At 46.5% G+C, this 15,304-nt stretch carries 12 protein-coding genes; 6 read left to right on the plus strand and 6 right to left on the minus strand.

The window, feature by feature from the left end:
• Window positions 1-219 precede the first annotated feature (219 nt).
• Entirely contained in the window at window positions 220-1,128 is a 909-nt protein-coding gene (gene fieF, locus EXZ60_RS05210; RefSeq protein WP_010318335.1) for a CDF family cation-efflux transporter FieF, read from the plus strand.
• Window positions 1,129-1,388: 260 nt separating this feature from the next.
• Window positions 1,389-2,351, plus strand: coding sequence for a 6-phosphofructokinase (pfkA, locus tag EXZ60_RS05215; protein ID WP_026027416.1), 963 nt, complete (start codon window positions 1,389-1,391; stop codon window positions 2,349-2,351).
• Window positions 2,352-2,464: 113 nt separating this feature from the next.
• Here pfkA and glpX read toward each other — a convergent pair whose 3' ends face one another.
• Complete coding sequence (glpX, locus tag EXZ60_RS05220; RefSeq protein ID WP_277435422.1) at window positions 2,465-3,472, minus strand: class II fructose-bisphosphatase; 1,008 nt, start codon at window positions 3,470-3,472, stop codon at window positions 2,465-2,467.
• Between the two features lie 317 nt (window positions 3,473-3,789).
• Here glpX and zapB point away from each other — a divergent pair, with 317 nt between their 5' ends.
• Window positions 3,790-4,032 carry a cell division protein ZapB gene (gene zapB, locus EXZ60_RS05225; RefSeq protein ID WP_010318338.1) on the plus strand — a complete coding sequence of 81 codons (243 nt, stop codon included), beginning with the start codon at window positions 3,790-3,792 and terminating at the stop codon, window positions 4,030-4,032.
• Window positions 4,033-4,150: 118 nt separating this feature from the next.
• On the opposite strand, the gene metF is transcribed toward zapB, so the two are convergent.
• The 3 genes from metF to EXZ60_RS05240 form a co-directional block, all read right to left on the minus strand.
• The gene (gene metF, locus EXZ60_RS05230) at window positions 4,151-5,041 is read right to left on the minus strand and encodes a methylenetetrahydrofolate reductase (protein ID WP_017043191.1); all 891 of its coding nucleotides are present in this window, start codon (window positions 5,039-5,041) and stop codon (window positions 4,151-4,153) included.
• Window positions 5,042-5,286: 245 nt separating this feature from the next.
• Window positions 5,287-7,698: a bifunctional aspartate kinase/homoserine dehydrogenase II gene (locus EXZ60_RS05235; protein ID WP_081245075.1), complete on the minus strand. Its 2,412-nt coding sequence runs from the start codon at window positions 7,696-7,698 to the stop codon at window positions 5,287-5,289.
• On the minus strand, window positions 7,698-8,864 hold the full coding sequence (locus EXZ60_RS05240) for an O-succinylhomoserine (thiol)-lyase (RefSeq protein WP_277435423.1): 1,167 nt from the start codon (window positions 8,862-8,864) through the stop codon (window positions 7,698-7,700). Before EXZ60_RS05240 ends, EXZ60_RS05235 begins: the two co-directional genes overlap by 1 nt.
• Before the next feature lie 393 nt (window positions 8,865-9,257).
• Here EXZ60_RS05240 and metJ point away from each other — a divergent pair, with 393 nt between their 5' ends.
• A complete protein-coding gene (gene metJ, locus EXZ60_RS05245) occupies window positions 9,258-9,584 on the plus strand; it encodes a met regulon transcriptional regulator MetJ (protein ID WP_010318342.1) in 327 nt (108 codons plus the stop codon).
• A gap of 148 nt (window positions 9,585-9,732) precedes the next feature.
• Here metJ and EXZ60_RS05250 read toward each other — a convergent pair whose 3' ends face one another.
• A complete protein-coding gene (locus tag EXZ60_RS05250; RefSeq protein WP_026027888.1) occupies window positions 9,733-11,010 on the minus strand; it encodes a malic enzyme-like NAD(P)-binding protein in 1,278 nt (425 codons plus the stop codon).
• A gap of 205 nt (window positions 11,011-11,215) precedes the next feature.
• Complete coding sequence (gene rpmE / locus EXZ60_RS05255) at window positions 11,216-11,431, minus strand: 50S ribosomal protein L31 (RefSeq protein ID WP_010318344.1); 216 nt, start codon at window positions 11,429-11,431, stop codon at window positions 11,216-11,218.
• Window positions 11,432-11,699: 268 nt separating this feature from the next.
• Between rpmE and priA the strand changes: the two genes are divergently transcribed.
• The gene (gene priA / locus EXZ60_RS05260) at window positions 11,700-13,901 is read left to right on the plus strand and encodes a primosomal protein N' (protein WP_277435424.1); all 2,202 of its coding nucleotides are present in this window, start codon (window positions 11,700-11,702) and stop codon (window positions 13,899-13,901) included.
• A gap of 305 nt (window positions 13,902-14,206) precedes the next feature.
• Window positions 14,207-15,214 carry a DNA-binding transcriptional regulator CytR gene (gene cytR / locus EXZ60_RS05265; protein ID WP_017043195.1) on the plus strand — a complete coding sequence of 336 codons (1,008 nt, stop codon included), beginning with the start codon at window positions 14,207-14,209 and terminating at the stop codon, window positions 15,212-15,214.
• Window positions 15,215-15,304: the final 90 nt, after the last annotated feature.

Here is a 15,304-nt window from a genome sequence, read left to right on the forward strand (position 1 = left end):
CACAACATGGCTGAAAGCTTAATACTTGAAGGGCGAAGGGAAAGAACATTCCCTAGAACAGTTAAGCCTAGACCACAACGGTATGCTAAGAACAAAAATGCCGTTCACTCTTAAGTGAACGGCATTAGCCTCGGGTGAGGCCTGTTCATTTTTGTGTCATATTCATTCTTAATTTGAGAAGGTATACTACCTGCTCATTCTCAAGCTGATTTTAGTGATATGAAACAAGAATACGCACGCCTTGTTACGCTTGCTGCCTGGACAGCAACCCTTGTAGCCTCATTGTTGCTGATAGTAAAAGTGATAGCTTGGTGGGTTACTGGCTCGGTCAGCCTACTCGCATCCTTGATTGATTCCTTACTTGATATTGCCGCTTCCGTGGTCAATTTAATTGTGGTGCGTTACGCACTGCAGCCCGCAGATAAAGAGCACGCCTTTGGTCATGGTAAGGCGGAATCGCTTGCGGCTCTTGCCCAAGCGATGTTCATTTCAGGCTCGGCCTGTTTTCTTATCCTCAATGGGGTTGACCGTTTTTTCCGCCCACACGAATTAACTTCTCCTGAATATGGCGTTTATGTCAGCCTGTTTGCAATGTTAGTGACTTTTGGCTTAGTGTTGTTCCAAAAGCATGTCGTGAAAAAAACGGGCAGCCAAGCCATTGCCGCGGATTCATTGCATTACCAAACCGATCTGTTCATGAATGCGGCGATTATGATCGCGCTTATATTGAGCTGGTTTGGCTTTAAACAGGCCGATGCCATCTTTGCGATCGGCATTGGCGTTTATATTCTTTACAGCGCTTTTCGTATGGTGCAAGAGGCCATTCAGACCTTATTGGATCGTAAGTTACCTGATGAGGAATTGAAGCAAATCCGCACAGAATGTCTTTCTGTGGCTGGTGTGTTGGGTGTGCATCAATTAAGAACTCGCATGTCTGGACCTGTAAGATTCATTCAGTTACATCTGGAACTAGATGACAATATCCGCTTGATTGAGGCGCATCGCATTTCCGATGAGGTGGAAGATAAGCTACTCGAGGCTTTCCCGGGAGCTGATGTATTAATCCACCAAGATCCTTATTCTGTGGTGTTTGGACCAGAAAAAAAGCAAAAATCACAAGGGTGGTAGCGACAAAAACGCGCTTATTAACTATCTTTTTAAGAACAATAAATAAGCCTGATTCTGATATGAATCAACAAAGCATTAACTCAAAACTGTAATACTCTTACATAAGTAGCAAACTTACATAATTTCGTGCAAATAACAGTAGTATTCCTCTTTAGGAAAGGTAACATTATGCACAGATTAGAAAGATTTTGCTGTCGGTTTTATCGCTAACGGACAGCGTAAAAAATTAGTATTAAGTTCCCAAAAAATCGAGGGTGAGCATGATTAAGAAGATCGGTGTTTTGACTAGTGGCGGTGACGCACCTGGCATGAACGCAGCAATCCGTGGTGTTGTTCGTACGGCACTCGGTGCTGATTTGGAAGTATTTGGTATTTACGATGGCTACCTTGGTCTTTATGAAGATCGCATTAAAAAATTGGATCGTTCAAGCGTTTCTGACGTTATCAATAAAGGTGGTACTTTCCTAGGTTCTGCGCGTTTCCCTGAATTTCGTGAAGTCGCAGTACGTGAAAAAGCGATCGAAAACCTAAGAAAGCATGGTATTGATGCTTTAGTTGTCATCGGCGGTGACGGTTCTTACATGGGTGCGAAAAAGCTGACCGAAATGGGTTTTCCATGCGTTGGTTTACCAGGCACGATTGATAACGACATTGCAGGTACCGATTACACCATTGGCTACTTAACAGCATTGAATACGGTTATCGATGCGATTGACCGTTTACGTGATACTTCCTCTTCTCATCAACGTATTTCTATTGTTGAAATTATGGGTCGTCATTGCGGTGATTTGACTCTGATGTCGGCGATTGCAGGCGGTTGTGAATACATCATCACCCCTGAAACTGGCTTGAATATGGACCAACTGATCGCGAACGTTCAAGACGGCATTAAGAAAGGTAAGAAACACGCCATTATTGCACTGACTGAGTTGATGATGGATGCTAACCAACTGGCGAAAGAAATTGAAAAAGCAACGGGACGTGAAACTCGCGCTACCGTGCTGGGTCATATTCAACGCGGTGGTCGCCCGACGGCGTTTGACCGTGTTCTTGCGTCACGCATGGGTAATTTTGCGGTACATTTACTGCTTGATGGCCACGGTGGTCGTTGTGTTGGTATTCAGAAAGAGCAGTTGGTTCACCACGATATTATCGACGCAATTGAAAATATGAAGCGTCCAGTTCGCACTGATTTGTATAAAGTGGCTGAAGAGCTGTTTTAATCGCTTCTTCCATCTCGGTATAAAGTGAGTAAATAAAAAAGACCGCATTGTGCGGTCTTTTTTGTCTCTCTATGCTTTGTTGTTAAAATAAAACAGAGCAAAGCACTGGCGGATTACAAAATGATCGCGCGCACTTCTGGGTCTTTGCGCTCTAAGTAGTGAATTGACTTAATGCGGCGAATGGTACGACAGCGGCCACGAATTAATAGCGTTTCTGTGGTGGCGATGTTGCCTTTGCGGGTAATACCTTCCAGCAGATCCCCTTTGGTGATACCAGTAGCTGAGAAAATGACGTTATCACTGCGGGCCATCTCTTCCATTTTAAGCACTACGCCAGCTTCGACACCCATTTCCGCGCAGCGAGCTAACTCTTTTGCACCGTAAATGCGGTTTTCTTCCGTATCGCCTTTGACTTCATGACGTGGTAGTAGACGGCCATGCATGTCACCATCTAGAGCTCGGATGACCGCGGCTGAAACCACTCCTTCAGGTGCACCGCCTATGCAGTACATCACGTCGACTTCACTATCAGGCATGCAAGTTAGGATCGAGGCGGCGACATCGCCATCTGGCACAGCAAACACGCGAACACCCATCTCTTGCATCTGCGCTATGGTGGCATCATGGCGAGGTTTCGCTAAGGTGATCACCACTAGAGTGTCTAATGGTTTATTCAGCGCGGCGGCGATATTTTCTAAATTCTCTTTTAAAGGCTTATTGAGGTCAATGCACCCTTTAGCGTCGGGGCCAACCACCAACTTTTCCATGTACATATCAGGTGCTTTAAGGAAGCTGCCTTTTTCGCCAGCCGCCAAAACAGCCAATGCGTTTGACTGGCCCATTGCCGTCATGCGCGTACCTTCAATAGGATCCACTGCGATATCAACCGCATCGCCACCAAGGCCAACAAGCTCGCCAATGTAGAGCATTGGAGCATCGTCAATTTCGCCTTCACCGATTACAATTTCACCTTGGATGTCGGTTTTATTGAGTAGGTTGCGCATGACTTCTACCGCTGCGCCATCGGCCGCATTTTTATCACCTCGGCCAAGCCATTTGTAACCTGCCAGTGCGGCACCTTCAGTGACTCGAGAGAATGCCATTGCTAAATCGCGTTTCATGCTAGCTCCAAAGAAAAGGGAATAGGAAATTTCGGCGGGAATTTTAGCATATCAAATAGTAAACGTTTGCTTTTTTAGTTCACAAGGGTTGCACTTGATCAAAGCTAAGCGTCAAATTGAGTGAATCTATCGCCAGATAAGGTGTTTTTCTGCCTAGCTTTAGCGCTTAAGTGAGCTTGCGGTTAAGTTGAGCCGATTTTTTAGCCAAATAGCGAGAAAATTTGCATATAGTGAGTGTTTCTGAGCGCTGTGCTGAGTAGAATGAACCAATAAGTGAAATTTTGTTCACCTCAACCGAATAACTAAGGGTATGCACCATGTCTTTTGAAGTATTAGAACTACTAGAAGCAAAAATTCAAACCGCAGTTGACACCATCGCACTTCTACAAATGGAAGTGGAAGAGCTTAAAGAAGAGAAACAGCAGCTCGTGAATGAAGCGAATGAGCTAAAAGTAGCGCGTGAAGAGCTTGAGCAAAAAGCGCAACAAATGGAGCAAGAGCAGAATGCATGGCAAGATCGTATTCGTAGCTTACTTGGTAAAATGGACGACGTGGAATAATCTGCTCGCTTAAGTGATACCACAACGCCGACATCAAGTCGGCGTTACTTTTAATCAATCATCGCGTTTTATCACGAACAACATTTACTAATAATAGCGTTATGAGTGCAGAGAAAGTTTATGCTTTAGGTCTTACGCCCAACGTATGGCACAATGCGTAGGTCATTTCAGCGCGATTGAGCGTATAGAAATGGAAGTCTTTGACACCTTCACGGCTTAAAATGCGAACCATGTCAATTGCTTGGCTTGCACCCACGAGCTGGCGTGTGGTTGGGTCATCATCTAATCCATTAAATTGTTTCGCCATCCATCCGGGGACTTTAACGTTGTTTTGCGCGGCAAAGCGAGAAGCTTGTTTAAAGTTTGATACCGGTAGAATGCCCGGTACAATTTCAGCATCAATACCAGCGGCTACGCAGCGGTCGCGAAATCGTAAGTAGCTTTCAACATCAAAAAAGAATTGAGTAATTGCGCGGTTTGCACCTGCATCAATTTTGCGTTTTAGATTGACCAGATCGGATTGCGCGCTTTTCGCTTCAGGGTGGACTTCTGGAAATGCCGCGACAGAAATATCAAAATCATGGCGAGATTTGAGTAGAGTCACTAAGTCGGAAGCATACATTTCTGGTTTGCCGCCACCAGCGGGAATATCGCCACGCAGTGCAACTATGTTCTGGATGCCGTTGTGCCAGTAGTCATCGGCAATCTGAATAAGCTCATCGCGAGAGGCATCGATGCAAGTGAGGTGCGGTGCTGCAATAAGGCCAGTTTGATCTTTAATCTCTTTAATGATCGAATGGGTGCGGTCGCGCTCTCCAGAGTTTGCTCCGTAAGTCACAGAAACAAATTTAGGTTGCAGGGTTTTTAAACGGTGAACGGAATTCCACAATGTCTCTTCCATTTGCGCTGAGCTGGGTGGAAAAAACTCAAATGAGACATTGATATTATCTGATAGCTCAGCCACGTTCTGGTTGAGTGCATCAATATGACCGGCGTGCGTGTATCCCATTTTATTTCTCCCTGTGGCGTTCTTCCGCCAATCTATCATTCCTTAAGTTGACGTTTAGACGTCTATATGTCCACAGAATGTATTGAATAGCATTTAATGTCAACACTGTAATTATGAATATTATTCATGTTGATTGTGAGTGACCTTCAAGTCATGCTCAACCTCGGTATGCATGACCGAATATCATCCTTTCACAGTTAAACTAAGGAGCCTAGTGGCCCCTTAATCTGGAATAAGCTGGAGTGTTACAGCAAGCTTGACAGCAAGTTGAGGTCCGATTGGATAGCTCCTGCTGTCACTTCTCTACCAGCGCCCGGACCACGAATCACTAACGGGTTATCGCGATACCATTTACTCTCGATAGCAAAAATGTTGTCACAAGGTAAAAGGTTAGCCAAAGCGTGTTCACGCTCTAAAGCTTCAACCCCCACCGTTGCTTTGCCATTTTTCTCAAGCCTTGCGACATAGCGTAGCACTTTATCTTCACGTTGTGCTTTGGTTAGTCTCTCTGCTAATTTTTCACTCAGCAGTTGGCCTTTGTCTAAAAAGTCATCCAGTGAGAGGTGCTTGAGCTCATCAGGAACCAGTGATTCAACTTTGACATTTTCCGGTTCGATATGTAATCCCGCTTCACGGGCTAGGATCACCAGTTTGCGCATTACGTCTGAACCATCCAGATCGCTGCGCGGATCAGGCTCGGTAAGTCCTTGTTGCCATGCTAAATCGACCAGTTCGCTAAACGGTATTGAGCCGTCGAATTGCTGAAATAACCAAGATAAAGTGCCAGAGAAAATACCAGAGAGGGCGACGATTTCATCACCGCTTTCACGCAAATCACGTACCGTGTGGTTAATGGGTAAGCCTGCGCCAACCGTCGCGTTGTAGAGCCAATGGCGGCTAATTTTCGCGAACGCTTCTTTTATTTGGTGGTAATCGACGCTAGAGGAAGAGCCCGCGACTTTATTCGCTGAGATGAGGTGCACCCCATTTTCAGCAATGTTGAGGTAGTGATCAGCCAGTTCTTTGCTTGCGGTTACATCGAGCACAACCGCTTCGTCATATCCTTGAATATTGCTTAATCGCTGTAGCCAAGCCATTCCTTCACTGGCAATCGCTTCATCGTCAAAATGCTTTAAAACCGATGCTGCATCAATCCCTTGCTCATCAAACCAATAGGTTTGGCTATCGACCACCGCGACCAACTCGAAGTTCATGCCATGGCGTTTTTCTAACTCTGATTTTTGTTCAGCAAAGAGTTTTAACCAACTCGAACCAATGTTGCCTTTGCCACATAATGCCAGTGCGACCCGTTTTTGCGCCTGAAATAGTTGGTTATGCATACCCACCACTAAGGGGGTGATCGGCGTTTTACGCAGTACTGCGACTAAACTCAGCCCAGATTCGGCTTCACAGATAAACTCGATCGGTGATGAACGTAGCTGTTGATAAAAGCCGTAGCAGTGATTGGGGTTTTTCGTCACTCCCGCACCCACGGCACCGACTAATGAAAAGCCTTCTTTGAGTTTAATTTCTGCTTCAAAAGCGGCATCTTGCAGATGGGCTAGGGCTCCACCTGAAATCTCAGCAGTATAGGCAAGGCGCAGTTGGTGTTGATCGGCTTGAGTATCGAAAGCTAGCGGTTCGAGTTGAGCACGACGCAAGCTGCGTAGTACATCATTTTGTAGGCGCTGGAAGTCATGCCCGTGAGCAAAATTAAGCTCAATCAACAGCACATCATCAAGTGAAGTAATGATTTTGGCACCGCGTCCCGATGCCAATACACGCTCAATACGAGTCGATCCTGCTTCGGGTTGATAACTGCAGCGCAAGTGCAAATCCATGGTGCTTTGCGCCACGGGCTGCAAAGTTCGGCTGTGCAATACTGGGGCGGCAAGGCGCGCTAACTCGTTGGTTTCGTCCAAACGCAGTAGCGGCAGTAAACAGGCATCACTAACAATGCGCGGGTCGGCGCTATAAACACCGGCCACATCACTCCAAATCGTTACTCGGTTTACTTCCGCAAGTGCGCCGATCATCGTAGCGGAGTAATCAGAGCCATTGCGCCCAAGTAGCACAGTATCACCTTGTTCACTGCGAGCCATAAAGCCTGTGATGATCACTCGGTGATGCGCGTGTTGTGCCAAAATTTCTTTCAGCAAAGGGTAGGAGCGGGCGCGATCCACTTCCGGTTGTGTGCCTGCTTGCGCGCGAAGAAATTCGCGGGCGTCTTGTGCCACAGCCGCAAGGTTATGTTGATTGAGTAACGCCGCCAATAAGCGTGATGACCACACTTCACCATGGCCAAGTACCGCCGCTTGTTGAGCTGGCGATAGGGGCGCGCAAAGCTGACCCAAGGTGCGAATTTCGTTGGTGAGTAAAGTGATGAGCGGTTGCGCTGCATCTTCATCGAGCAGCGCGTTGATTAAATCGATTTGGTACTGACGGACCGATTGCAAGTTCTCATGAGCTACTCGGCCATCTTTATTGAGAGCGTCGAGAAATTCGATTAAACGATTGGTGGTTTTTCCTGCGGCAGAAACCACCACCAAATCATCAGCTTGAGAATACTCTTTTAAGATATTAACGACCCGTTTGTAGCATTCAGGATCGGCAAGGCTGCTACCGCCAAACTTGTGCAATTGACGTAGGGCAGTCATTAATAGGCCTCCTTCGCTTTAGCAAAGGCTTGCACGAGATCGTCAATCAAATCTTGGGCATCTTCTAAGCCGACCGATAGGCGTAATAGCTGCTGTGAAACACCGGCTTCGGCCAACGCTTCTTCGCCCATCGCTCGGTGAGTCATCGAAGCGGGGTGGCAGATTAAGCTCTCCACGCCTCCTAATGATTCTGCCAGTGAGAATAATGTTAACTGAGAGACAAAATATTTGAGCTGTTCAAAGCTGCCCGCAAACTCAAAACTGAGCATAGAGCCAAAGCCAGATTGCTGCTTTTTCGCTATCTCATGGCCAGGATGCTCTGGCAAACTCGGGTGATGAATGACCTTGACTAAGGCTTCGCTTTGCAGATAGTCCAAAATGGCACGTGAGCTTTCCTCATGGACGCGCATTCTTGCGCCTAAGGTACGAATGCCACGCAGCGTCATATAGCTATCAAAAGGGGTTCCCGTTGAGCCAAGGCAGTTGCCCCACCATGCTAGCTCTTCAGCGTGCTGCTCTGTTTTGGTGATAACAACTCCGCCAATCACATCGGAGTGGCCGTTGATGAATTTGGTGGTGGAGTGGATGACAAAATCTGCGCCCAACTCTAATGGTTTTTGGAAGACTGGCGTTAAGAAGGTGTTGTCAACCGCCACTAATGCACCGACAGAGTGTGCTTGTTGGCAAATATCAGCAATATCTACCACGCGAACTAATGGGTTGGATGGGGTTTCAATGAGTACCAATTTGGGTTTTTTCGCCAAAGCGGCCTGCAAAGCGTTTGGATCGGATTGATCAATAAAGAGTGTCTTAAAATCGCCTTTTTTGGCGCGTGTATTAAACAGTCGATATGTGCCACCGTAGCAGTCATGCGGGGCCACAATCAGATCGTCAGGACTTAAAAAGGCGGAAACCCATAGATTCAGCGCCGAAGTGCCACAGTTAGTCACCACCGCGCCTTGACCCGATTCGAGTTCAAACAACGCTTTTTCGAGCAGACCTCGATTCGGGTTGCCAGAGCGTGTGTAATCGTATTTAGGCACTTCACCAAACGCAGGAAAGCTATAATTTGTCGAAAGATAAATTGGAGGCACAACAGCATGATATTGAGAGTCGGATTCAATACCGGTTCTAACGGCGATGGTGGCTGGCTTGCGAGTGGTCATGACGGTTTCCTTACTTAATTAAACTCAATAAACTGACTTTTATTGAGGGGTTCCTGCTTTATCTGGGGACAACGAAATGGCAACGTCCATTGTCTCGAGTATTAGCTATATCCGATAGTGCGTGAGATTGCTATCCCCTTTCTAACTTGAAGTTGCTGCGATGTTGGCTAGGTTCACCTACTTCAATCACATAGTCTGGCTGCCTTGACTTGCCGCTCTGCTGAAATTTCAAGTATTTCGGGTATCTCTTTGTCGATAATGGCACACTTTACTGAACTCAAAAGAAGACGTCAATATATCTAGACGTCTATATGTCTTTGCTTATGGCGGTAAATCCCGCTAAAATCCAACTTTCAAATTTTTAACGACCAATTACGATAACGAAGGTGCGCAATGGCAGACTGGAATGGGGAATACATTAGCCCATATGCTGAACATGGGAAGAAGAGTGAGCAAGTCAAAAAAATCACCGTTTCAATCCCATTGAAAGTGTTGAAAGTATTAACTGATGAGCGCACTCGCCGTCAAATCAATAACTTACGCCACGCAACGAACAGTGAGCTGCTGTGTGAAGCCTTTTTGCATGCTTATACCGGTCAACCTTTACCGACCGACGAAGATTTGAGAAAAGATCGTCCAGACGATATTCCGACGGAAGCAAAAGCATTAATGACCGCCATGGGCATTGAATTTGAAGCGTATGATGATGAAGAAGTGTAGCGCGTAATTGCGGTACAACGAGATAAAATCGAGAGGATACTGGGTAAGTTGCCATGGTGACTTTGGCTCTGTGTCTCAGAATATAAAAAAACCGCTGAAAGTCAGCGGTTTTTTTTCGAGCGAGGCATTTAGCCGCTCAAGCTTGTGATTATTCTTGCATGTAATTGACAGGCATCTCGATTCGAGCAACGCCAGAGTCAACCGCTGCTTGAGCAACCGCTTTAGCAACACGAGGCAGTAGGCGTGGGTCCATCGGTTTTGGAATGATGTATTCAGGGCCGAAACTTAACGCTTTTACGCCTGCGGCTTTCAACACTTCAGCCGGCACTTCTTCTTTAGCCAGTTCACGTATCGCCTCAACTGCGGCTAGCTTCATTTGGTCATTAATTTCACTAGCACGGACATCCAAAGCGCCACGGAAAATAAATGGGAAGCACAACACGTTGTTGACTTGGTTTGGATAATCGCTACGGCCTGTGCCGAGAATTAAATCGTCACGTACTGCGCGTGCGAGTTCCGGTTTAATTTCCGGATCCGGATTTGAGCAAGCAAATACGATCGGTTTATCGGCCATTAATTTTAGCGCTTCGGCAGGCAGCAGATTGGGGCCTGACACACCTAGGAATAAGTCAGCGCCTTCAATCACATCTTCCAGTGTGCGTTTGTCGGTGTTATTAGCAAACAACTGCTTATATTCATTAATGTCATCGCGACGAGTATGAATCACACCTTTGCGATCAAGCATGTAGATTTTTTCACGCATTGCGCCGCACTTAATCAATAGTTCCATGCAAGCGGTGGCTGCTGCGCCAGCGCCAAGACAGACGATAGTGCATTCGTTGAGTTTCTTGCCTTGCAGTTCAATCGCATTGAGCATGCCAGCGGCGGTAACAATCGCAGTGCCGTGTTGATCGTCATGGAAAACAGGCACATTACAGCGCTCGATCAGACGGCGTTCAATCTCAAAGCAATCTGGTGCTTTGATATCTTCTAAGTTGATGCCGCCAAAGGTGTCGGCGATGTTGGCAACCGTATCGACAAATTCATCGATTGTGCGGTGTTTTACTTCAATATCAATTGAATCAAGCCCAGCAAAGCGTTTAAACAGTAGCGCTTTTCCTTCCATGACGGGCTTGGAAGCCATCGGACCTAAGTTACCTAAACCAAGAATAGCCGTGCCGTTTGAGATCACAGCGACGGTGTTGCCTTTCGCAGTGTATTTATAAACGTTGTCGATGTTCTGTGCGATTTCACGAACCGGTTCAGCAACGCCCGGGCTGTAAGCTAGAGCAAGGTCTTCAGCCGAGTCGGCAGGCTTAGTTAATGAAATGGCAATTTTACCCGCGGTTGGGTAAGCATGGTAATCGAGTGCGCGTTGGCGAAATTGTTCTTCTGCCGTTAATTCTTGGTGAGTGTCATCAGACATAGGTATAAGTGCTCGTGTTGGATTGGAAAAGGTCCATAATTCTAATGGATGTCGCTCAAACTTCCTAGGCGGGAACCTGACGTGCTTCATCAAAAAATGGAGAAAATGTCGCAGATAAGACCAGTGCGTACTGACAACTATACAAAAAATGCCAACAAAAAAGGATGCCGAAGCATCCTTTTTTAATTTTCTAGCAAAAAAGAGATTATTTGCTAGAAAGAGCACCGAAACGCTTGTTGAAGCGATCTACACGGCCGCCAGTATCAACGATACGTTGCTTACCAGTGTAGAATGGGTGACATTTGTCACACACGTCTAGGTGGATAGAATCTTTGCCTAGCGTTGAGCTGAACTCGAAAGAGTTGCCGCAAGAACAAGTCGCGCTAACTGCTTTGTACTCTGGATGGATACCAGCTTTCATGGGATAACCTCAAATTGGGCCGCGTCGCTATCCGAATCTATGCCGGACACCACACGTAGTTAATAAAAAAATGTTGATACCGCTGACTGCTTAACATCAAGCAAGAAGCCATATCATCAAGGCGCGATATATTAATGAATCCTCTTCAGTGGATCAAGCCATTTCGCCGCTATTTTCGCCACATTTTTGTCCAATGACGAAGCTCGAATTTCGGTGACGCATCCAGTAGACTGTCTTTTCACATTTTTTGTAGAACGAACGGTCGATTATGCGCCCCACCATTGCACGCGTTGCCTTACCTGTCCCATTGGATAAGCAGTTTGATTATCAGATCCCAAGTCATCTGTTTCCGATTGTTGGTGGACGAGTGTCGGTGCCATTTGGTCGGCAAACGCTGGTGGGTATCGTCACCGCTATAGTCAGTGAGTCTGAGTTTTCAGTCGATCAATTAAAGCCGCTAAAAGCGGTACTCGATAGCCAGCCAGTCTGGCCAGAGAAACTCTATCAATTGCTGTTGTGGTGTAGCCAGTTTTATCAATACCCATTAGGCGACACGCTATTTAATGCATTGCCTGGCGCATTACGTAAAGGGAAAGCGGCCGATTTTTCGACTTTAGTGGAGTGGCAACTGACGCCCAGTGGGCGCGATCAACTCATGCAAGGATTCGGGCGAGCGGTAAAGCAAGCCAAAGTGATGGCGATGCTTGAGTCTGGCGCTGTGCCCCATCAACTGTTTATTGATGAAGAGGTAGGTAGCAGCGTACTCAAAACCTTACAAGAGAAAGGCTGGATAGAATCACTGGAAAAACGGCCGACACTGACGGCTTGGCCGCAAAATGTTGAAGCGGATGTGGAAAAGCCCAAGCTCAACCAAGAACAAGCGATCGCGATTGCTTCAATTAATAGCCATCACCATTTCGCATGCTATTTACTTGAAGGGGTCACCGGTTCAGGGAAAACCGAAGTTTATCTAAACTTAATCAAGCCCGTTTTAGAAAAAGGACGTCAGGCATTGGTACTGGTGCCTGAGATTGGTCTAACACCACAAACCATTAACCGCTTTCGTAAGCGATTTAATGTGCCAGTTGCCGTGGTCCACTCGGGGCTCAATGAAACCGAGCGCCTCAACGCGTGGTTAGCGGCGCGTGATAATATCGCGGGCATTATTATTGGTACTCGCTCAGCGCTGCTAACGCCTTTTGCAGACCTAGGTATCATCATTGTTGATGAAGAGCACGACGCTTCGTATAAACAGCAAGATAGCCTACGCTACCATGCAAGAGATGTCGCGGTAATGCGTGCAAACCTTGAGCAGATCCCGATTGTGCTCGGTTCCGCCACTCCAGCATTAGAAACGTTGCATAATGCATTGAGCGGCAAATATCATCACTTAAGCTTAACTCAGCGTGCGGGCGTAGCGGTTCCCACTAAAAACAAAGTGTTGGATGTGAAAGGCCTGTTTTTAGAGAGTGGGTTATCAGCGCCGCTGATTGCTGAGATGAGAAAACACCTCAGCGCAGGTAACCAAGTGATGCTGTTTCTCAATCGGCGCGGCTTCTCGCCCGCGCTGATGTGCCATGAATGCGGTTGGATTGCCGAGTGCAAACGTTGCGATGCGTACTATACCTTTCACCAATACAGCAGTGACATGCGTTGTCACCATTGCGGCTCGCAACGTCCGGTGGTTCATCAGTGTCAAGGTTGTGGTTCAACTCAGTTGGTCACGGTTGGGGTAGGTACCGAGCAACTTGAAGCGCAACTGGCGCAGCTTTTCCCCGAATATAAAACGGTGCGTATTGATCGCGATAGTACGCGTCGTAAAGGCAGTTTAGAAAGTGCGTTATCATCGATTCGACAAGGTGAGTATCAGATTTTAATTGGCACGCAGATGCTTGCTAAAGGGCACCATTTTCCCGATGTGACTTTAGTGGCGTTATTGGATGTGGATGGTTCGCTATACAGCAGTGATTTTCGCGCCGCCGAACGCTTGGCGCAGCTATTTACTCAAGTGGCAGGTCGAGCAGGGCGCGCTAGTAAACCCGGCGAAGTCATTTTACAAACGCATCACCCAGAACACAGTTTGCTGCAAGCACTGTTGCAAAAGGATTATCGTCATTTTGCAGAAACCGCGTTAGAAGAGCGGAAAATAGCGATGTTGCCGCCTTACACCTATCTCACACTGTTTAAAGCGGAATCCAATCAAGCTTCGATGGTGGAAGAGTTTTTACGCCAAATTAGGCATACGTTAGAAGCGCATCCGTTATTTGATGATTCGTGCTTAGTCTTAGGGCCAACCCCAGCACCATTAGCGAAAAGAGCGGGCAAATATCGCTGGCAGTTATTACTGCAAACTCAACATCGCTCCAAAATGCAAAAACTATTGATGAGTGCTAAGCCTGCGATTGGACTGTTACCATTAGCCAAGAAAATTCGCTGGTCGTTAGATATTGAACCGCAAGATCTCAGTTAAACCTCAGTAGCGTTTTCGATGAAATGAGATGTAACATATTGAAGCAATCGAATGCTAAAAAGGTTACTGTTACTTTTGTCAGCCAATTTAATCCTCTCTAATGTGAGTGGCTTCACGCTTATTATGTAAAATTTGTTAATCTGACCGTAACTTTCTGGGTGGAAATGAATAGACTATCACTCATATATCCGCTGTGAATAACAGCTCAGCGTTCAAAACGGATAACCAGATTTTACAACCGGATTTTATAAACATAACAACGGGTGATTTCAGCCCAGTAACAACTTTTAAAGAGGTTAATTTCTATGGCGACAATGAAGGATGTTGCCCAGCTTGCAGGTGTATCAACCGCCACGGTATCTAGGGCGTTGATGAACCCTGAAAAAGTATCATCTTCAACGCGAAAGCGTGTCGAAGATGCTGTTTTGGAAGCTGGTTACTCACCAAATTCTCTCGCTCGCAACTTACGCCGTAATGAATCTAAAACCATTGTCGCTATCGTGCCTGATATTTGTGACCCTTACTTCACAGAGATCATTCGTGGTATCGAAGATGCGGCGATGGAACATGGTTATTTAGTACTGTTGGGTGATAGTGGTCAGCAGAAAAAGCGAGAAAGTTCGTTAGTTAACCTCGTATTTACTAAGCAGGCCGATGGCATGTTGTTGCTGGGAACGGATTTGCCGTTTGATGTTAGTAAGCCGGAGCAAAAAAACCTGCCACCTATGGTCATGGCATGTGAATTTGCGCCAGAACTTGAGTTGCCGACGGTACATATTGATAACCTTACTTCAGCGTTTGAAGCGGTGAACTATTTGACGCAGCTCGGGCACAAACGCATCGCGCAAATATCGGGGCCAGCAGAGGCCACGCTGTGTAAGTTCCGCCATCAAGGTTATCAACAAGCTTTACGCCGCGCAGGAATTACCATGAACCCTAATTATTGCACTTATGGTGATTTTACTTTTGAAGCTGGGGCTAAAGCACTGCGCCAATTATTGGCGTTATCTGAGCCACCCACAGCCATTTTTAGTCATAATGACAGTATGGCGATCGGTGTCATTAAGGAAGCCAAAAAATTGGGTTTGCGCGTTCCACAAGATATTTCAGTGGTGGGATTTGATGATATTCAATTTGCGCTCTACTGCGATCCACCGTTAACGACCATCTCACAGCCGCGCTATGAGATAGGGCGTCAAGCGATGCTCATGATGCTCGATCTTCTTCGCGGTCAAGAGGTTGGCGCAGGTTCTCGACTATTAGAAACCAAGTTAGTGATTCGAGAAAGCGCAGCGCCTCCTCGCTTGAGCTAACCACATGCAGCGCATTTTTGATGCGCTGCAACTCTTTCAACACTATTAAGTCGTTGGAAACTGCATTAACATTGGCACAAACCATCAACT

It is taken from the genome of Vibrio sp. 1151_11 (assembly GCF_029478525.1).
In the GTDB taxonomy this organism is placed as follows: Bacteria; Pseudomonadota; Gammaproteobacteria; order Enterobacterales; family Vibrionaceae; genus Vibrio; species Vibrio anguillarum.

Bases quoted from the DNA above. Each gene is read 5' to 3' on its own strand.
- priA (WP_277435424.1), top strand. From the start codon at position 11,700: ATGCGCCCCACCATTGCACGCGTTGCCTTACCTGTCCCATTGGATAAG.
- metF (WP_017043191.1), bottom strand. From the start codon at position 5,041: ATGGGATACACGCACGCCGGTCATATTGATGCACTCAACCAGAACGTG.
- zapB (WP_010318338.1), top strand. From the start codon at position 3,790: ATGTCTTTTGAAGTATTAGAACTACTAGAAGCAAAAATTCAAACCGCA.
- EXZ60_RS05250 (WP_026027888.1), bottom strand. From the start codon at position 11,010: ATGTCTGATGACACTCACCAAGAATTAACGGCAGAAGAACAATTTCGC.
- EXZ60_RS05240 (WP_277435423.1), bottom strand. From the start codon at position 8,864: ATGACCACTCGCAAGCCAGCCACCATCGCCGTTAGAACCGGTATTGAA.
- EXZ60_RS05235 (WP_081245075.1), bottom strand. From the start codon at position 7,698: ATGACTGCCCTACGTCAATTGCACAAGTTTGGCGGTAGCAGCCTTGCC.
- pfkA (WP_026027416.1), top strand. From the start codon at position 1,389: ATGATTAAGAAGATCGGTGTTTTGACTAGTGGCGGTGACGCACCTGGC.
- metJ (WP_010318342.1), top strand. From the start codon at position 9,258: ATGGCAGACTGGAATGGGGAATACATTAGCCCATATGCTGAACATGGG.
- fieF (WP_010318335.1), top strand. From the start codon at position 220: ATGAAACAAGAATACGCACGCCTTGTTACGCTTGCTGCCTGGACAGCA.
- rpmE (WP_010318344.1), bottom strand. From the start codon at position 11,431: ATGAAAGCTGGTATCCATCCAGAGTACAAAGCAGTTAGCGCGACTTGT.
- glpX (WP_277435422.1), bottom strand. From the start codon at position 3,472: ATGAAACGCGATTTAGCAATGGCATTCTCTCGAGTCACTGAAGGTGCC.
- cytR (WP_017043195.1), top strand. From the start codon at position 14,207: ATGGCGACAATGAAGGATGTTGCCCAGCTTGCAGGTGTATCAACCGCC.